The organism is Stenotrophomonas maltophilia group sp. P373 (assembly GCF_053295075.1).
Window position 1 is genome coordinate 236,508 of record NZ_CM129994.1, and the last position, 17,257, is coordinate 253,764.

The following is a 17,257-nucleotide window of genomic DNA, read 5'->3' on the forward strand; positions in this document are numbered from 1 at the left end:
CCACACGGGCGATGGCCCCAGCGTAGCGGGGTTCGGGTAAGAAGTGAATACGAATTCAAAAATTGAAACTAGAATCAGAACATGGCTTATAAACGCTCTGCATTGATGGAAGAACGCCTGGCGGGCGCCCGTGAACGGATCCTGCTGGCCACCCGCGAGCTGGTCGCCACGGGCGGCTGGCGCAATGCTCCGGTGACGGCCGTGGCGACCCAGGCCGGGGTGTCCACCGGCCTGATCTATCGCCACTTCCCGTCCAAGGCAGAGCTGTTCGTGGAAGTCCTCAATGCCGCCGTCGCCCACGAGGTCGCGATCATGGAGCGCATCGCCAGTGGCCCGGAGGCGGCCAGCGAGCGGCTGCGGCTGGCGATCACCGCCTTCGTCCGCCGTGCCCTGGCCGGGCCGGGGCTGGCGCACGCCTTCATCGTTGAACCGGTCGACCCGGACGTGGAAGCCGAGCGCATGCGCGGCCGTCGCGCCTTCGGCGACGTGTTCCTGCGACTGGTGGAGGAGGGCGTAGCGGCCGGCGAGCTGCCGGTGCAGGACGCGCATGTGGCCGCCGCGTGCCTGGTCGGTGCCTTCACCGAAGCGATGGTCGGCCCGACCGCGCCCAGCCGCGAAGCGCACCGCGACGAAGACGCGCTGGTGGATGCGATCTGCAGCTTCTGCCTGCGTGCGATCGGCGCCCCGGCAATCCGGTAGCGCCGGCCGCTGGCCGGCTTCTGTTGCTCGGGTCAGATCCCTTTTGCGGCGCAAAAGGGATCTGACCCCAGCCCCGGCATGCTGCGCCGCATCAGCAGTGACGCCTGTTGCCGCACGCAAAGTGCGTTCTATACTCGGCCCATCACGCAGTCGCTCAGCCGTGGTCCAACGACTATCAGCCAGGGGTAACGAAGAGTGCGGAATTACGATCTGGAGTTCCTGAAACGCTTCTCCATGGTGATCGCGCTGCTGGCGACCATCACCCTCGGCCTCATCCTCCTTGCCGCCTACATCCACACCCGGATTCCGCCCGAGGTGTCGCCGACCGCAGCCAAGCGCACCGAACAGCGCATCTCGCCCACCGGCGCGGTCTATGCCGGCAGTACCGGCGCCGCCGCGCAGGCCGCAGCCAAGGCCGCCGCGCTGGCCAAGGCCGCGTCGCAGGTGGCCTACGGCGGCACCAAGGATGGCAAGGTGATCTTCGACAACCTGTGCACCGCCTGCCACACCACCGGCGTGGGCATGGCACCGACGCTGGACCATTCGCACTGGGACAAGCGCATCGCACAGGGCAAGGACACCCTCTACAAGCACGCCATCGAGGGTTATACCGGCCCCGACGGCGGCATCATGCCGCCCAAGGGCGGCAACCCGGCCCTGACCGAAGAACAGATCCACGCCACCGTGGACTGGATGCTGGCCAATCTGAAGTAAGCGGTAGTGCCGGCCGCTGGCCGGCAACCACACACCGCACGAGGGTCATGAGGTTGCCGGCCAGCGGCCGGCACTACCCAGGCTTTGCCCACCAAGGTCAAAACCCCGCTGCGCAGGCGGCGTTTCGCATTTCAGGGTTAGTCTGTGCGCCCTCTTCCAAGGAATCGCCCGTCGATGCGCCGCCGTTCCCTCGCCCTTGCCCTGTGCCTGCTGCTGCCGGCCAGCGCCTTTGCCCAGGCCCAGCCGCAGGCCGCACCGGTCGCGCCACCCTCCGCCGCGCGCAGCAGCGCCACCGTGGTGCTGACCGCCGCGCCGGCCGACTGGCGCGCGCTGGATGGCCAGCGCGTGCGCATCGCCGCACCGCTGACCCTGGCCGGTAGCGACGGCCTGGAGCGCTTCGGCCAGCTCACCGTAGCCTTCGATGGCCGCCTCTGGCAGCCGACCGAAGTGGCCGCGCCGGGTACGGCCGGCTATGAGCAGGTGATGGCCGACAACCAGCGTCGTCGCCTGGTGCTGGACGATGGCAGCGATGCCCGCGATCCGGCCAGCGTGGCCTACCTGCCGGGCAACCCGGTGCTGCGCACTGGCATGCAGCTGCGCAATGTGGAGGGCATCGTGCGCGTGGATGCACAGGGCCGTCCGCGCCTGCAGGTCGAGGGTGCGCTGAAACTGCCGGAACTCAAGCGCCCCGCAGTGCCGACCGTGCCGGGTAGCCTGCACGTGGCCGCCTTCAACCTGGAGAACTTCTTCAACGGTGATGGCCAGGGCGGCGGCTTCCCGACCCTGCGCGGCGCCCGCACGCTGGACGAGCACAAAGCGCAGGTGGCCAAGCTGGTCGCCACGGTCAACGCGCTGGGCGCCGACGTCGCCGCGCTGATGGAGCTGGAGAACGACGGCTACGGACCGCAGTCGGCCATCGCCGAACTGGTCGATGCGCTCAACCGTGACCGCGGCACGCAGGGCGACTGGCGCTTCGTCGATGCCGGCAACGGCCCCGGCGACAACCCGATCCGGGTCGGCATCATCTACCGCAGCTCACGCCTGCAGCCGGTCGGCACGCCGGCCACGTTGACCGGCGGCCCGTTCGTCGAGCACAGCCGCGTGCCGCTGGCGCAGGCCTTCCAGGGCAAGCAGGGCGCGCCGTTCGTGGTGGTGGCCAATCACTTCAAGTCGAAGGGCTGCCGCGACGCAAGCGGCGCCGACGCCGACCGCAACGACAACCAGGGTTGCTGGAACGCCACCCGCGTGACCTCGGCGCAGCAGCTGCATGCCTGGCTGCAGACGGATCCGACCGGTACCGGTACAAAGGACGCGGTACTGCTGGGCGATTTCAACGCCTACGCGATGGAAGACCCGATCCGCACCCTGTACGACCTGGGCTGGCAGGACGCGTTCAAGGTCGCCAAGGTCGAGCATCCCTACAGCTACGTCTACAACGGCTACACCGGCCGCCTTGACCACGCGTTGCTCAGCCCGGGCATGGCCAAGCGCCTGCGCGGTGCCGCCGAATGGCACAGCAACGCCGACGAGCAGGACGCCAGCGGTTACGAGGGCCGCAACGTGCAGGGCCCGTGGCGCAGCTCCGACCACGACCCGCTGCTGCTGGGTTTCGACAAATAACCCTCAACGCCGGGGTCGGAGCCCATTCCGTGGGAATGGGATCCGACCCCGGGGCAATGGTCGCGTCAGGGGTCGGATCCCATTCCCACGGAATGGTATCTGACCCCGATGCACATGCTCACCCCCAGGCGATCAAGCCGATCGCCAGCACCGCCAGCGCCAAACCGGCACGGTTCCACTTCGTGGTGGCCTCGCCGAAGACGAACACGCCCACCAGTGCACCCAGCACCACCACGCCGATGTTCATGCCGGCGAACACGGTGGCCGGGTTGTCCGGCATCGACTGGTGCGCATGCACATAGAACAGGATGTTGCTGCCATTGAGCAGGCCCAGCAGCGCACCCGCGCCGAGGTTGCGCCAGGCCAGCTGGCTGCGGCCACTGACATGCCGCCACAGCTGCAGGGCCAGCATCAGCACGAAGGCCACGCTGAAGCTGGCCAGCACCGCCGCCATCGACGGCGTGCCCGACAGCGCCACCTGCTTGAGCAGCACGTCCACCACCGCAAACCCGCCCCATACGCCCAGCAGCCAGCCCCAGCCGCCGGGCGAGGACGCCACCGCCGGGCCGCGCGGGCGCAGGCTGATCGCCACCATGGCGACCAGGCCCAGCGCCAGGCCGACCAGCTTCCACGGCGTCGCGCTCTGGCCGAAGAACAGGAAGGCGGCAGCCAGTGACAGCAGTAGCGACAGGCGCTGCGCCACATCGCTGCGCACGATGCCGGCCACCGCCACTGCGCGGCCCAGCACCAGGAAGATCGAGGGCAGCACCACCGCCAGCGCCAGCAATGACAGCCACGGCGCATGCGGCGCGCGCAGCGCATCCAGCGGCGGCTGCAGCACCACCGCGGTGAGCGTTGCCGCCACCAGATAGTTCCAGGTGACCATCTGCGCGACATCCAGCTGGCGGCGTCCAGCCACCTTCAACACCACCGAAACCAGCACGCTGCAGATCACGGCCAAAGACAGGTAGAGCATGGGGCGGGCACAGGGCAGGGGCGGGGGACGGTATCATGGTGCCATGCACAAGCCCTCGTTCCCCGTCGCCCCCGGCGAAACCGCCTGTCTCCAACTGGATGGCCCGGCCGGCCCGCTGGAAGTGGTCGTCGACCTGCCCAAGGCCGATGTGCCGGTGCAGCCGATCGTGGCCATTGTCTGCCATCCGCTGTCCACCGAAGGCGGCACCCTGCACAACAAGGTGGTCACCATGACCGCCACCACCCTGCGCGAGCTGGGCATCGCCACGGTGCGCTTCAACTTCCGCAGCGTCGGCGCGTCGGCCGGTGAGTTCGACCACGGCGTGGGCGAGCAGGATGACCTGAAGGCCGTCGCCGCCTGGGTGCGCAGCCAGCGCCCGGACGACCGCCTGTGGCTGGCCGGTTTCAGCTTCGGTTCGTTCGTGTCGCTGAAGGCGGCTGCCGCGCTGCAGCCGGAGGCGCTGATCTCGATCGCGCCACCGGCCGGCCGCTGGGACTTCGATGGCATCGTACCGCCGGCGCGCTGGCTGGTGATCCAGGGCGAGCAGGACGAGATCGTCGACCCGCAGGCTGTCTACCAGTGGCTGGACACGCTGGAGTTCCCGCATGAGCTGGTGCGCATGCCCGAGACCAGCCACTTCTTCCACCGCAAGCTGATCGACCTGCGCGGCGCGCTGACCCACGGCGTGAAGCATTGGCTGGGCGCGGCGGCATGAGTGCAACCGAGTTGACCCCGTCGCAGCGGTACGCGGAAGGGGTCGCCCGTGGTGACTGGCAGGACGACCCGGCCCAGCATGCAGCGCTGGCCGAGCTGGACCGCATCCACCTGGGCCTGCTGGACAGTGCCGAGGACGGCTGGCTGGACCGCTTGTCCTCGTTCTGGAAGAAGCCCGAGCCGGTCAAGGGCCTGTACTTCTGGGGTGGCGTCGGCCGCGGCAAGACCTTCCTGGTCGACCTGTTCTACGACGGGCTGCCGATCAAGCAGAAATACCGCACGCATTTCCATCGCTTCATGCGCAGCGTCCACGAGCGTCTGCGCGAGCACCAGGGGCAGAGCGACCCGCTGGCGAAGATCGCCCAGGAGTGGCGCAGCAACCTGCGCGTGCTGGTGCTGGACGAGTTCTTCGTCACCGACATCGGTGATGCGATGCTGCTGGCGCGGCTGCTGGAGCGCCTGTTCGCCGAGGGCGTGACCCTGGTCACCACCTCCAACACCGCAGTGGAGAACCTGTATCTCAACGGCCTGCAGCGCGAGAGCTTCCTGCCGGCCATCGGCCTGTTGCAGCGCTTCTGCGTGGAGCTGTACGCCGAAGGCACCGAGGACTACCGGATGCGCGCGCTGACCCGCTCGCCGGTGTACCGCGCACCGTTGGCCGCCGACAGCGACGACTGGCTGGCCACGCGCTGGAGCGAACTGAGCGGCGGCCAACCGGCCAGGCCCGGCAACATCGAGATCGAGGGCCGCAAGATTCCGGTCCGCGGCCGCGGCAAGAGCATCGCCTGGTTCGATTTCGCCGCGCTGTGCGAGGGCCCGCGCGGGCCCTCGGACTACATCGAGATCGCGCACGAGTTCAACACGGTGCTGCTGGGCGGCATTCCGGCCTTCGATCGCCTGAACGAGGATGCCGCGCGCCGCTTCGTCAACCTGATCGACGAGTTGTACGACCGCCACGTCAACCTGGTCTGCACCGCCAGCACCTCGCCGGTCGAGCTGTACACCGGCCAGCGCCTGCAGGGCGCGTTCGAGCGCACCGCCTCGCGCCTGATCGAGATGCAGAGCGCCGAGTACCTGGGCACCCCGCACCGGGCGTGAGGGGTTCCGCGCGAATGCAATGCCGGCCAGCGGCCGGCACGACCACCCTGGGATTCCGGTAGTGCCGGCCGCTGGCCGGCAATGATCGGGGGATAGGGCGCAACGGCGTTTCCCTGCGGCCGCTCCTCCGGCCCGGCCGACATGTTCAGCCTCGCGTCGCTGCCCGGCGGGTGATCCCGGCATCCACCGGATTCCCACCGGCTGCCCACGCTCTATCCACAGGGTTGTCCCTAGCCAGTTTCATCACTGTCATGTGAAGCTGTCATTGTTCCGTTTCCGCGGTGCGTTGTGCCACCGCAGTGACGCCTTTCGGGCTTGACTGCGCAGCCCGTTCCGGCAGGTCTGAAGCGTCTGATCCGGGCGCCGTCGGCACGATCCTTGCGGCGCAAGGGATTGCCGAATTTCACTACATTTGGCGTTGACGGACCCCACTACCCCCACTATCTTGTGGCCGTCGGTCGCAGCAACCCCAGGTCTGGGGGTTGGAAGCAGCACCCATCCGCGATCGTCAACGGCAGTGGCAGGCGCAGGGTCTCATCCCCTGCGACGCCGTCCTGCCATCCTGGGCCGTCATGTCCCGGGCTGCGTCACCCCGATGCATCGAGCACCCCCAATCACGCCAAGAGGACATACGCCGTGAGCACCGAATCCAGCGCCACCATCGAGAAGGAAAGCGAGTTCCTGTTGACGTCGCCGCCGACGGCCAACGCGATGAGTGTGACCAAGCGCAACGGGACCACCGAGCTGGTGGACCTGAACAAGATCGTGCGCGCGGTGCAGCGTTCCTCCGAAGGCCTGCACGCCGTCGATCCGATGCGCGTGGCCACCCGCACCATTTCCGGCCTGTACAACGGCGCCACCACCCGCGAGCTGGACGAACTGTCCATCCGCACCGCCGCCCTGCTGATCGGTGAAGAGCCCGAGTACGGCCGCCTCGCTGCGCGCCTGCTGGCCAACTACATCGCCAAGGAAGTCTCGGGCCAGGAAATCTACGCTTTCTCGCAGTCGGTCAGCCGCGGCCATGAAGTCGGCCTGATCAACGACCGCCTGCTGAACTTCGTGCAGACCAATGCACGCAAGCTCAACGACGCCATCGACGGCGCGCTGGACCTGAACTTCGATTACTTCGGCCTGCGTACCCTGTACGACCGTTACCTGCTGCGCCATCCGCACACCCGCAAGGTGATCGAGACCCCGCAGCAGTTCTTCCTGCGCATCGCCAGCGCGCTGAGCGAGGACGTGTCCGAGACCCTGGCGCTGTACAAGCGCATGGGCAACCTGGACTACCTGCCGTCCAGCCCGACCCTGTTCAACTCCGGCACCACCCACGAGCAGCTGTCCTCGTGCTTCCTGCTGGACTCGCCGCAGGACTCGCTGGAGTCGATCTATGCCAAGTACGGCGACATCGCCCAGCTGTCGAAGTTCTCCGGCGGCATCGGCGTCAGCTACACCCGCGTGCGTTCGCGCGGTTCGCTGATCAAGTCGACCAACGGCCACTCCAACGGCATCGTGCCGTGGCTGAAGACCATGGATTCGTCCGTGGCCGCGGTGAACCAGGGCGGCAAGCGCAAGGGCGCAGCCTGCGTGTACCTGGAAACCTGGCACGCCGACATCGAGGACTTCCTCGAACTGCGTGACAACACCGGTGACGAAGCCCGCCGTGCGCACAACCTGAACCTGGCCAACTGGGTGCCGGACCTGTTCATGAAGCGCGTCGAGGCCGACCAGGAATGGTCGCTGTTCGATCCGCGCGTCGTGCCGGAGTTCACCGACCTGTTTGGCGAAGCCTTCGAGGCTGCCTACCTGCAGGCCGAAGCCCAAGGCAAGGCCAACCGCACCATCTCCGCGCGCAAGCTGTACGCCCGCATGATGCGTACGCTGGCCGAGACCGGCAACGGGTGGATGACCTTCAAGGACAAGTGCAACCGCGCCAGCAACCAGACCCTGCGTCCGGGCAACGTGATCCACCTGTCCAACCTGTGCACCGAAATCCTGGAAGTCACTTCCAACGATGAAACCGCAGTGTGCAACCTGGGTTCGATCAACCTGGGCAACCACTTCGACGAGCACAACGAGTTCGACTTCGAGAAGCTGGCCGAGACCGTGCGCCTGGCCGTGCGCCAGCTCGACCGCGTCATCGACCTGAACTTCTACCCGATCGAAACCGCCCGCCGCGCCAACCTGCGCTGGCGTCCGGTCGGCCTGGGCTGCATGGGCCTGCAGGATGTGTTCTTCCGCAAGCGCCTGCCGTTCGACAGCGCCGAAGCCCGCGCGCTGTCGAAGAAGATCGCCGAAGCGATCTACTTCCACGCGCTGGAAACCTCCTGCGAGCTGGCCCAGGAACGCGGCAAGCACCCGTCGTTCAACGACACCCGTGCCGCCAGCGGCGAACTGCAGTTCGATGCCTGGAACGTGGTGCCGGAAGACACTGCGCGCTGGGATGCCCTGCGTGAGCGCATCAAGGAACACGGCCTGCGCAACTCGCTGATGATCGCGATCGCGCCGACCGCGACCATCGCCTCGATCGCCGGCTGCTACGAGTGCGTTGAGCCGCAGGTGTCCAACCTGTTCAAGCGCGAGACCCTGTCCGGTGACTTCCTGCAGGTCAACCGCTACCTGGTCAACGAGCTGAAGAAGCTGGGCCTGTGGACGCCGGAGATGCGCGATGCCATCAAGCTGGCCGAAGGCTCCATCGCCGGCGTGGCGCAGATCCCGGAAACGCTGCGCGAGGTCTACCGCACCGCGTGGGAACTGCCGATGCGTTCGCTGATCGACATGGCCGCCGAGCGTGGCGCCTTCATCGACCAGTCGGCCTCGCTCAACCTGTTCATGGAAAGCCCGAACATCGGCGCGATGTCCTCCATGTACATGTACGCCTGGAAGCAGGGCATCAAGACCACCTACTACCTGCGTTCGCGCCCGGCCACCAAGATCGCCAAGACCACGGTGAGTGCCGCCGCACCGGCCAAGGTGTTCAGCCCGGACGAAGCCATCGCCTGCTCGCTGGAAAACCCGGAAGCCTGCGAGGCCTGCCAGTAACACGCCGCGCGGTGGGTGCCGACCGTTGGTCGGCACTCGAACACCTCGCACCTGTAGAGCCGAGCCATGCTCGGCTGCAGCACGGAAACACCAAGGTAGCGCCGGGCCATGCCCGGCGTTTTGACCCGAGAATTCAAGGAAACACCCATGGCCGACAAGCCCAAGCAGATGCTGCTCGATCCCGGTTTTGAACTGACCCTGCGCCCGATGCGCTACCCGCAGTTCTATGACATGTACCGGAATGCGATCAAGAACACCTGGACGGTGGAAGAGATCAACTTCCAGATCGACATCACCGACCTGCACAGCAAGATGTCGCCGGGCGAGCGCCACCTGATCCACCGCCTGGTCGCGTTCTTCGCCACCGGCGACTCGATCGTGTCCAACAACCTGGTGCTGAACCTGTACCAGCACCTCAATGCGCCGGAAGCGCGCATGTACCTGTCGCGCCAGTTGTATGAAGAAGCGCTGCACGTGCAGTTCTACCTGACCCTGCTCGACAACTACCTGCCGGACCCGGAAGAGCGCGCCAAGGCGTTCTCGGCGGTGGAGAACATCGACTCGATCAAGAAGAAGGCCGATTTCTGCTTCAAGTGGATCGACTCGATCCAGGACCTGACCCGCATCGAGACCCGCGAACAGCGCCGCCAGTTCCTGCTCAACCAGATCTGCTTCGCTGCCTGCATCGAAGGCCTGTTCTTCTTCGCTGCGTTCGCCTACGTGTACTACTTCCGTTCGCGCGGCCTGCTGCCAGGCCTGGCCTCGGGCACCAACTGGGTGTTCCGCGACGAAAGCGCGCACATGGAGTTCGCCTTCGAGTCGGTGCGCGTGGTGCGTGAGGAAGAGCCGGACCTGTTCGACGATGAAATGAAGCAGCAGGTCTACGACATGCTGGCCGAAGCCATCGAATGCGAAGTGCAGTTCGCCGAGGACGTGCTGTCCGGTGGCGTGGCTGGCATTTCCACCCGCGACATGCGCCAGTACCTGCAGCACTGCGCCGACCAGCACTTTGCCAAGCTGGGCATGGAAAAGAAGTACAACGTGCGCAACCCGCTGCCGTTCATGGAACTGCAGGACGTGCAGGAACTGACCAACTTCTTCGAACGCCGCGTCTCGGCCTACCAGGTCGGCGTGCAGGGCGAAGTCGCCTTCGACATGAACTTCTGATCGAACCGGTCAGGCCTGTCGCAACGAAAGACCCCGGCCGATGCCGGGGTTTTTTGTTGCGCGCCTGGCTTTTGTAGAGTCGAGCATGGCTCGACTCTACGATCAGCGCCGCCCTTCCACCGCCATGCGCACCGCCAGACCGGCCAGCACCGTGCCCATCAGCCAGCGCTGCACCGCCTGCCAGGTTGGGCGCGCCGTCAGGAAGCCGGCGATGCTGCCGGCGGTCAGCGCGATCAGGCCGTTCACGCTGACGCTGACCAGGATCTGGGTGCAGCCCAACACGATCGACTGCATCAGCACACTGCCTTCGCTGTCCGGATGCAGGAACTGCGGCAGCAGCGACAGGTACATCACCGCGATTTTCGGGTTCAGCAGGTTGGTCAGGAAGCCCATTGTGAACAGTCTGCGCGGGCCATCCGGCGGCAGGTCGCGCACCGCGAACGGCGAGCGGCCGCCCGGCTTCACTGCCTGCCAGGCCAGGTACAACAGGTACAGCGCGCCACCGATGCGCAGCGCGTCGTAGGCGAACGGCACGGTCATCAGCAGGGCGGTGATGCCCAGTGCCGCGCACAGCATGTAGAACACGAAGCCCAGCGCCACCCCGGCCAGTGAGATCAGGCCGGCGCGACGGCCCTGGCAGATCGAGCGCGACACCAGGTAGATCATGTTCGGCCCGGGCGTGAGCACCATGCCCAGCGAGATGAGGGCGAAGGCCAGCAGGTCGGAGGTCGCGGGCATGGGCGGTCCTGGCAGGGGGCGTGGCGCAGTGTAGCGCCGCCTGCACGGGGCCTGGCTTAAAATTGCCGGACCCCACACCGAAGCACCCCCATGACCCCGATCCCCGAGACCGTGCCGCCCACCGAAGTGCGCATGGCCGAAATCGTCTTCCCCAACCACACCAACCACCTCGGCACCCTGTTTGGTGGCCAGGCGCTGGCATGGATGGACAAGGCGGCCTTCCTGGCCGCCGCCCGCTACTCGCGCCGCACCGTAGTGACCGCGCGCAGCGACCAGGTCGACTTCAAGCTGCCGATCCGCATCGGCCAGATGGTCGAGACCATCGGCCGCATCGTCGAAGTCGGCCGCAGCTCGATGAAGGTCGAGGTGGAGCTGGTCGCCGAAGACCTGCACAGCGGCGAGCGCAAGCTGTGTACCCGCGGCCACTTCGTGATGATCGCGCTGGACGAGGAAGGCCACCCGATCGCGGTGCCGCCGCTGCCGACGGCCTGAGCCGCCGCTTGCGGGGGCGCCCACGCGCCCCCATCTGGCTCCCATGACCCCGCCGCTGACCGACTTCATCGACCGCGCCCAGCGCCTGTTCGTGCTGACCGGCGCCGGCTGCAGCACTGCCTCGGGCATTCCCGACTACCGCGATGCCGACGGCCAGTGGAAACGTACGCCGCCGGTGACCTACCAGGCGTTCATGGGCGAGGCGGCTACCCGCCAGCGCTACTGGGCGCGCAGCCTGCTGGGCTGGCCGCGCTTCGGCCTGGCCCGGCCCAACGGCACCCACCAGGCCCTGGCCGCCCTGGAAAGCCGCGGCAAGCTGCAGGTGCTGCTGACCCAGAACGTGGATGGCCTGCACCAGCGCGCCGGCAGCCACAACGTGATCGACCTGCATGGCCGCTTGGATCAGGTGCGCTGCATGGGCTGCGAACGCCGCAGCGGTCGCGAGGACTTCCAGCAGCGCCTGCTGGACGCCAACCCGGGCTGGGACGCGCTGGAGGCCGGCATCGCCCCGGATGGCGATGCCGATCTGGAGACCGATTTCTCCAGCTTCGTGGTGCCCGATTGCCCGTCCTGCGGCGCCCTGCTGAAACCGGACGTGGTGTTCTTCGGCGAAAACGTGCCCCGTGAACGGGTGGCGGCGGTGCATGACCACCTGCAACAGGCTGATGCCGTGCTGGTGGTGGGCTCGTCGCTGATGGTCTATTCCGGCTTCCGCTTCGTGCAGGCGGCCGCGAAGGCAGGGTTGCCGGTGGTGGCGCTGAACCGAGGCCGCACCCGAGCCGACGACCTGCTGTTGTTCAAGGATGAGCGGGACTGCGCTGAAGCGCTGGCCACGTGGGCTGCGCGCTGAGCCAAGCACGGGCTCGGCTCTACAAGGGGCGAGGGCTTCTGTAGAGCCGGGCGCACGCTCGGCTGCTGCAGGTCACACGAAACAGCGATCCATCCAGATGGTTGATCCGCGAGCCGCGCAGCGGTGCAATACGCACCCCCTACGTCGTTCATCACCGTCTTGAGCCAGCTGTTCTCGCCGATCTCGTTCGGCCCCCTCACCCTGTCCAACCGCATCGTCATCGCGCCGATGTGCCAGTACTCCGCCGAAGACGGTCGCGCCAGCGACTGGCACGCCATGCACCTGGGCAACCTGGCGCAGTCCGGCGCCGGCCTGCTGATCCTGGAAGCCACTGCGGTCGAGCCGCGCGGCCGCATCAGCTGGGCCGACCTCGGCCTGTGGGATGACGGCACCGAGGCCGCGTTGGCACAGGTGCTGGCCAGCGTCCGCCGCTGGTCGCCGATGCCGCTGGGCATCCAGCTCGGCCACGCCGGTCGCAAGGCCTCGGTGAAGCGCCCGTGGGACGGCGGCGGCCAGTTGCCGGGCGATGATGCGCGTGGCTGGGCCACGGTGGCGCCGTCGCCGCTGCCGTTCCATGCCGCCGATCCGGCACCGCAGGAACTGGACGAGGCCGGCATCGCCGAGCTCATCGCCGCTTTCGCCGCCAGTGCGGTGCGCGCCGAGCGCCTGGGCTTCGAGCTGATCGAGCTGCATGCCGCGCACGGCTACCTGCTGCACCAGTTCCTGTCGCCGCTGAGCAACCACCGCACCGATGGCTATGGCGGCTCGCTACCGAACCGCCTGCGCCTGCTGGTGGAGGTGTTCGACGCCGTGCGTGCGGCGGTATCGGACAAGATCGCCGTGGGCGTGCGCATTTCCGCCAGCGACTGGGTCGAGGGTGGCTGGGACCTGGTGCAGAGCGAAGCGCTGGCCCAGGTGCTGGACGCGCGCGGCTGCAATTTCCTGCATGTCTCCAGCGGTGGCCTGGACGAACGCCAGAAGATCACCGTCGGTCCCGGTTACCAGGTGCCGTTCGCCGCGGCGATCAAGGCCAAGGTACGCATGCCGGTGATCGCGGTGGGCATGATCACCGAACCGGAGCAGGCCGAATCGATCCTGCGCCATCGCCACGCCGATGCGGTAGCGCTGGCACGCGGCATCCTCTACGACCCGCGCTGGCCGTGGCACGCTGCTGCCGCATTGCGCGACAGCGTGGAGCCGGCGCCGCAGTACCTGCGCTGCGAGCCGCGCGAGGCGCGTGGCGTGTTCAAGACGCGCTGAGGCTCACACCCGCCAAGCCGGCGCCATGCCGGCCTGCAGATGCTCGAACAGCGCGCGGATCTTGGCGGTGAAGTCGCGGCGGTCGCTGACGCAGAAATAGACCTCCATCGGCTCCGGGCGCCACGCCGTGTCGGCGCCGAACACCGCCTGCAGGCGGCCGTCGCGCAGGTAGGGCTCGGCCACGAACGCAGCCAATCGTGTGATGCCGGCACCGGCCGCCGCCAGCGACGCCAGCGCATCGATGTCATCGCAGACCATGCTCGGCGGCAGCGCGGCGTCCACGCGCTGGCCGTCCTTCAGCAGGCCCCAGCGCAGCGGCCGGCCATCGGTGGGGAAGCGGTGCAGCAGCCCGCGATGGCTGCCCAGGTCCGAGGGTTCCTGCGGCGTGCCATGGGTCTTCAGGTAGGTTGGTGAGGCGCAGAACACGAATGGCACGCGCGCCAGCTGCCGTGCGACCACACCGTCCTCCAGCTGCGCGCCGATGCGGATGCTGGCATCCACCGCCTCTGGACCATGCTGCACGGCGCGGTCGGTCAGGCGCAGCTCCAGCTGCAGTTGCGGGTAGCGCTGCTGCAGTGACGGCAGCAACGGTGCCAGCACGTGGCGGCCGAAGGCGCTGCTGCTGGCGATGCGCAGGGGACCGGCCGGTTCGATATCACCGGCAGTCACCATCGCCTGCGCGCGCGCCAGGTCGCCCTCGATGTGGCGCACCTGCGCCAGGTACAGCGCGCCGGCCTCGCTGAGGGCCAGCTGGCGCGTACTCCGGTTCAGCAGCCGTACGCTCAGATGCGCTTCCAGTCGGCTGATGTTCTGGCCGACTGCGGTGGCGCTGATGCCAAGGATGCGGGCCGCGGCGGCAATGCTGCCGGTCTCTGCGGTGCGGGTGAAGCTGCGGATCAGTTGCAACAGGTTCATGACCGACCAGCTTGCCACGGTGATGGCCAAGTATCGCTTGGGACTGAACCAAGCGGTTCGGTTGCATCGGTGATCATCCGGCTGCTGGGCAGGAAGCTGCCCTACACTGTGGAGATGCGCCCCGATTCCATCCTCACCCTGTCCTGCCCCGACCGTACCGGTATCGTCTACCGAGTGTCCGGCCTGCTGTTCGACCACGGCTGCAACATCCTCGACGCCCAGCAGTTCGGCGATGAGGAGAGTGGCCGCTTCTTCCTGCGCGTGCATTTCGACCGCGATGCCAGCCTGCTGCTGGAGACCGTGCATGCCGCGATGGCCAAACTTGCCGAAGGCTTCGGCATGGACTGGCAGCTGCATGATGGGCGCCGCCGGGCACGCCTGCTGGTGCTGGTCAGCAAGCAGGGGCACTGCCTCAACGACCTGCTGTTCCGTGCCCACAGCGGCCAGCTGAAGGTCGATATCGCGGCGGTGGCGTCCAACCACGCCGACTTTGCGCCATTGGCCGCGTCTTACCAGGTACCGTTCCACCACCTGCCGGTGACCGCCGATACGCGTGCGGTGCAGGAGCAGCAGATCATCGACCTGGTCGAGCGTGAGCGCATCGACCTGGTGGTGCTGGCGCGCTACATGCAGATCCTGTCACCCACGCTGTGCCGCGCGCTGGCCGGCCGTGCGATCAACATCCATCACAGCTTCCTGCCCAGCTTCAAGGGCGCGCAGCCGTATCATCAGGCGCACGCGCGCGGGGTCAAGATCATCGGTGCCACCGCGCATTACGTCACCGAGGATCTGGACGAAGGCCCGATCATCGAACAGGACGTGGCCCGCGTGGACCACGCGATGGCTCCGCGCGAGCTGGTGCGGCTGGGCAGCGATACCGAATCGCTGGTGCTGGCGCGCGCGGTCCGCCGCCATGTGGAGCACCGCATCCTGCTCAATGGGCATCGCACGGTGGTGTTCCGGTAATCGCCCATCCCGCGTCCGCCGGGCATGGCCCGGCGCTACCACGGGTGCTATCCGGTAGTGCCGGCCGCTGGCCGGCAACTGCAGAGATCCCGAGGTTGCCGGCCAGCGGCCGGCACTACCGAATCCTGATTTCATCCAATGAAAAGCCCCCGGTTCGGCCGTCCCGCGATCTATAGGGGGGCGTAGTTAGGGGGCTGGATGAATCGATTGTGTTGTTGTGGGCAGGAGCGCGCAAGCGGCATAAGCGACGTGCGCGGTAGCGCCGGGCCATGCCCGGCGGTCACGCCTCAGATGATCGCAATCCCCGCCTTGCCCAGCGCTTCGCGCACCATCGCGTCGTTGGCTTCGGTCACCGGCCGGGTCAGCTCCCACAGGAACTTCACCCGGAAGCCGGACTTCACCGCGTCCTGCGCGCTCCACAGCACGCAGTAGTCGCGGGCCAGGCCGCACACATGCACTTCGCGGATGCGGCGCTCATGCAGCCAGCCGGCCAGGCCGGTGGCCGGGCGCTCGCCATCGGGGCCGTGGTTCTCGCGGAAGGCGCTGTACGAATCCACCTGTGGGCGGGTGCCCTTGCGCAGGATCAGGTCGGCCACGGTCCAGTCCACGCCCGGGTGCAGCGCGGCGCCATCGCTGCCCTGCACGCAATGGTCGGGCCACAGGGTCTGTGGCTGCGCGTGCAGCAGGATGGTCTCGAACGGTCGCTTGCCGGGGTGCTGGCTGGCGAACGAGGCGTGGTCGGCCGGGTGCCAGTCCTGGGTCGCCACCACGGTGCGGTAGCGGCGCTGCGCCAACAGATCGGCAATCGGTGCCACCAGCGCATCGCCCTGGTCGCAGGCCAGCGCACCGCCGGGCATGAAGTCCGGCTGCAGGTCGATCACCAGCAGGGCGACATCGGCGGGCAGGGCAGTCATGGCAGATCCACTACATCAGAAGGGGCGACCAGCGTGGCCGCCCCGGCGGCACAGGTCAATCGCCCTGCGGCGCCTCAGCGTCCTGCCCGTAGTACAGCAGTCCGATCCTGATCCGTTCGCGCCCGTTCTCACGGCGATGGCGGTTGGCATCGCGCAGCGAGTACACGCAGCCGCAGTACTCCTGCTGGTAGAACTGCTCGCGCTTGCTGATCTCGATCATGCGGCTGGCACCGCCGCCCTTGCGCCAGTTGTAGTCCCAGTACTGCAGGCCCTCGTAGCGCGAGGCGGCACGGATGCCGCAGTCGTTGATCTGCGCCATGTTCTTCCAGCGCGAAATACCCAGCGACGAACTGATGGTGTCGTAGCCGTGTTCGTGCGCGTACAGCGCGGTGCGCTCGAAACGCATGTCGAAGCACATCGTGCAGCGGATGCCGCGCTCGGGCTCGTTTTCCATGCCACGCGCACGGCTGAACCAGTTGTCGGTGTCGTAGTCGCAGTCGATGAACGGAATGCCGTGCTGCTCGGCGAAGCGGATGTTCTCCTGCTTGCGCAGCTCGTACTCCTTCACCGGGTGGATGTTGGGGTTGTAGAAGAAGATCGCGTAGTCGATCCCGGAAGCGGTGATCGCCTCCATCACTTCGCCCGAGCACGGCGCGCAGCACGAATGCAGCAGCAGGCGCTTGCCATCGGCGGGCAGGGTCAGGGTGGGGCGTTGGAACTCGGTCATCGTGGCGTGCGTCAGGGCGTGGGAGCGGTCTGGCCGGTTACCGTGAACAGGACGCGCGCGGCCACGCCGCCTGCACATGCAGGATGGTGATGGCCCCGGCACCCTCCCCGCGGAGAGTCCAGGTCGAATCAGGGGACCGTCGTGTCCCCCGGCCGGGGCCGGTATTCGGGCTGATGGACACGGGCCGCAGCCCACCTACTCCCTGCCGCTTCCCAGGCGCGAGCCCAGTGCTGTTGGCAGGATTCGTTTCCATTCACCGCTGCGGGGCAGCTCCGGAATGGGCGCACGAAGCGCCTTCACCGGATTCCCGTTTAACTCCCTGCCGCCATCCAGCCACGGCAGGGATACCTTCGGCGTGCCCACGGTGG

At 67.4% G+C, this 17,257-nt stretch carries 16 protein-coding genes and 1 riboswitch; of the genes, 11 read left to right on the forward strand and 5 right to left on the reverse strand.

Annotation, left to right across the window (positions count from 1 at the left end; genetic code table 11):
- Positions 1 to 81: 81 nt before the first annotated feature.
- The 3 genes from ACSYHF_RS01030 (at position 82) to ACSYHF_RS01040 (ending at position 3,033) form a co-directional block, all read left to right on the forward strand.
- A complete protein-coding gene (locus ACSYHF_RS01030) occupies positions 82 to 699 on the forward strand; it encodes a TetR/AcrR family transcriptional regulator (protein WP_005420712.1) in 618 nt (205 codons plus the stop codon).
- Between the two features lie 195 nt (positions 700 to 894).
- Complete coding sequence (locus tag ACSYHF_RS01035) at positions 895 to 1,413, forward strand: c-type cytochrome (RefSeq protein WP_005420711.1); 519 nt, start codon at positions 895 to 897, stop codon at positions 1,411 to 1,413.
- A gap of 174 nt (positions 1,414 to 1,587) precedes the next feature.
- The gene (locus ACSYHF_RS01040; protein WP_447576012.1) at positions 1,588 to 3,033 is read left to right on the forward strand and encodes an ExeM/NucH family extracellular endonuclease; all 1,446 of its coding nucleotides are present in this window, start codon (positions 1,588 to 1,590) and stop codon (positions 3,031 to 3,033) included.
- A 118-nt stretch (positions 3,034 to 3,151) separates the two neighbouring features.
- Here the strand turns inward: ACSYHF_RS01040 and ACSYHF_RS01045 are convergent, their stop codons facing one another.
- Positions 3,152 to 4,009 (reverse strand): EamA family transporter, encoded by an 858-nt coding sequence (locus ACSYHF_RS01045; RefSeq protein ID WP_188239509.1) that lies wholly within the window; start codon positions 4,007 to 4,009, stop codon positions 3,152 to 3,154.
- Positions 4,010 to 4,052: 43 nt separating this feature from the next.
- Between ACSYHF_RS01045 and ACSYHF_RS01050 the strand changes: the two genes are divergently transcribed.
- From ACSYHF_RS01050 to ACSYHF_RS01065, 4 genes are all read left to right on the forward strand, one after another.
- Entirely contained in the window at positions 4,053 to 4,724 is a 672-nt protein-coding gene (locus tag ACSYHF_RS01050; RefSeq protein WP_447576014.1) for an alpha/beta hydrolase, read from the forward strand.
- A complete protein-coding gene (gene zapE, locus ACSYHF_RS01055; RefSeq protein ID WP_065178408.1) occupies positions 4,721 to 5,821 on the forward strand; it encodes a cell division protein ZapE in 1,101 nt (366 codons plus the stop codon). Before ACSYHF_RS01050 ends, zapE begins: the two co-directional genes overlap by 4 nt.
- Before the next feature lie 636 nt (positions 5,822 to 6,457).
- Complete coding sequence (locus ACSYHF_RS01060; protein ID WP_053499270.1) at positions 6,458 to 8,860, forward strand: ribonucleoside-diphosphate reductase subunit alpha; 2,403 nt, start codon at positions 6,458 to 6,460, stop codon at positions 8,858 to 8,860.
- Positions 8,861 to 9,007: 147 nt separating this feature from the next.
- Entirely contained in the window at positions 9,008 to 10,027 is a 1,020-nt protein-coding gene (locus ACSYHF_RS01065; protein WP_005420683.1) for a ribonucleotide-diphosphate reductase subunit beta, read from the forward strand.
- A 102-nt stretch (positions 10,028 to 10,129) separates the two neighbouring features.
- Here ACSYHF_RS01065 and ACSYHF_RS01070 read toward each other — a convergent pair whose 3' ends face one another.
- A complete protein-coding gene (locus tag ACSYHF_RS01070; protein ID WP_447576016.1) occupies positions 10,130 to 10,765 on the reverse strand; it encodes a LysE family translocator in 636 nt (211 codons plus the stop codon).
- A 90-nt stretch (positions 10,766 to 10,855) separates the two neighbouring features.
- Between ACSYHF_RS01070 and ACSYHF_RS01075 the strand changes: the two genes are divergently transcribed.
- The 3 genes from ACSYHF_RS01075 (at position 10,856) to ACSYHF_RS01085 (ending at position 13,367) form a co-directional block, all read left to right on the forward strand.
- On the forward strand, positions 10,856 to 11,257 hold the full coding sequence (locus ACSYHF_RS01075; RefSeq protein ID WP_065724127.1) for an acyl-CoA thioesterase: 402 nt from the start codon (positions 10,856 to 10,858) through the stop codon (positions 11,255 to 11,257).
- Positions 11,258 to 11,300: 43 nt separating this feature from the next.
- On the forward strand, positions 11,301 to 12,107 hold the full coding sequence (locus ACSYHF_RS01080) for an NAD-dependent protein deacetylase (protein WP_069138089.1): 807 nt from the start codon (positions 11,301 to 11,303) through the stop codon (positions 12,105 to 12,107).
- A gap of 159 nt (positions 12,108 to 12,266) precedes the next feature.
- Positions 12,267 to 13,367 (forward strand): NADH:flavin oxidoreductase/NADH oxidase, encoded by a 1,101-nt coding sequence (locus tag ACSYHF_RS01085; protein WP_222523718.1) that lies wholly within the window; start codon positions 12,267 to 12,269, stop codon positions 13,365 to 13,367.
- 3 nt (positions 13,368 to 13,370) lie between these two features.
- On the opposite strand, the gene ACSYHF_RS01090 is transcribed toward ACSYHF_RS01085, so the two are convergent.
- Positions 13,371 to 14,282 (reverse strand): LysR family transcriptional regulator, encoded by a 912-nt coding sequence (locus ACSYHF_RS01090; protein ID WP_262220891.1) that lies wholly within the window; start codon positions 14,280 to 14,282, stop codon positions 13,371 to 13,373.
- A gap of 114 nt (positions 14,283 to 14,396) precedes the next feature.
- Here ACSYHF_RS01090 and purU point away from each other — a divergent pair, with 114 nt between their 5' ends.
- Complete coding sequence (gene purU, locus ACSYHF_RS01095; protein ID WP_005420671.1) at positions 14,397 to 15,248, forward strand: formyltetrahydrofolate deformylase; 852 nt, start codon at positions 14,397 to 14,399, stop codon at positions 15,246 to 15,248.
- Positions 15,249 to 15,535: 287 nt separating this feature from the next.
- Here the strand turns inward: purU and pncA are convergent, their stop codons facing one another.
- Entirely contained in the window at positions 15,536 to 16,162 is a 627-nt protein-coding gene (gene pncA, locus ACSYHF_RS01100; protein WP_447576017.1) for a bifunctional nicotinamidase/pyrazinamidase, read from the reverse strand.
- Between the two features lie 55 nt (positions 16,163 to 16,217).
- Positions 16,218 to 16,889: an epoxyqueuosine reductase QueH gene (locus tag ACSYHF_RS01105; RefSeq protein ID WP_061480745.1), complete on the reverse strand. Its 672-nt coding sequence runs from the start codon at positions 16,887 to 16,889 to the stop codon at positions 16,218 to 16,220.
- 139 nt (positions 16,890 to 17,028) lie between these two features.
- Positions 17,029 to 17,242, reverse strand: a riboswitch (cobalamin riboswitch).
- Between the last annotated feature and the right edge of the window lie 15 nt (positions 17,243 to 17,257).

Excerpts from the sequence above, each read along its gene's own strand:
- ACSYHF_RS01080 (WP_069138089.1), top strand. The coding sequence starts at position 11,301 with ATGACCCCGCCGCTGACCGACTTCATCGACCGCGCCCAGCGCCTGTTC.
- zapE (WP_065178408.1), top strand. The coding sequence starts at position 4,721 with ATGAGTGCAACCGAGTTGACCCCGTCGCAGCGGTACGCGGAAGGGGTC.
- ACSYHF_RS01090 (WP_262220891.1), bottom strand. The coding sequence starts at position 14,282 with ATGAACCTGTTGCAACTGATCCGCAGCTTCACCCGCACCGCAGAGACC.
- ACSYHF_RS01075 (WP_065724127.1), top strand. The coding sequence starts at position 10,856 with ATGACCCCGATCCCCGAGACCGTGCCGCCCACCGAAGTGCGCATGGCC.
- ACSYHF_RS01070 (WP_447576016.1), bottom strand. The coding sequence starts at position 10,765 with ATGCCCGCGACCTCCGACCTGCTGGCCTTCGCCCTCATCTCGCTGGGC.
- pncA (WP_447576017.1), bottom strand. The coding sequence starts at position 16,162 with ATGACTGCCCTGCCCGCCGATGTCGCCCTGCTGGTGATCGACCTGCAG.
- purU (WP_005420671.1), top strand. The coding sequence starts at position 14,397 with ATGCGCCCCGATTCCATCCTCACCCTGTCCTGCCCCGACCGTACCGGT.
- ACSYHF_RS01105 (WP_061480745.1), bottom strand. The coding sequence starts at position 16,889 with ATGACCGAGTTCCAACGCCCCACCCTGACCCTGCCCGCCGATGGCAAG.
- ACSYHF_RS01045 (WP_188239509.1), bottom strand. The coding sequence starts at position 4,009 with ATGCTCTACCTGTCTTTGGCCGTGATCTGCAGCGTGCTGGTTTCGGTG.
- ACSYHF_RS01040 (WP_447576012.1), top strand. The coding sequence starts at position 1,588 with ATGCGCCGCCGTTCCCTCGCCCTTGCCCTGTGCCTGCTGCTGCCGGCC.
- ACSYHF_RS01030 (WP_005420712.1), top strand. The coding sequence starts at position 82 with ATGGCTTATAAACGCTCTGCATTGATGGAAGAACGCCTGGCGGGCGCC.
- ACSYHF_RS01050 (WP_447576014.1), top strand. The coding sequence starts at position 4,053 with ATGCACAAGCCCTCGTTCCCCGTCGCCCCCGGCGAAACCGCCTGTCTC.
- ACSYHF_RS01065 (WP_005420683.1), top strand. The coding sequence starts at position 9,008 with ATGGCCGACAAGCCCAAGCAGATGCTGCTCGATCCCGGTTTTGAACTG.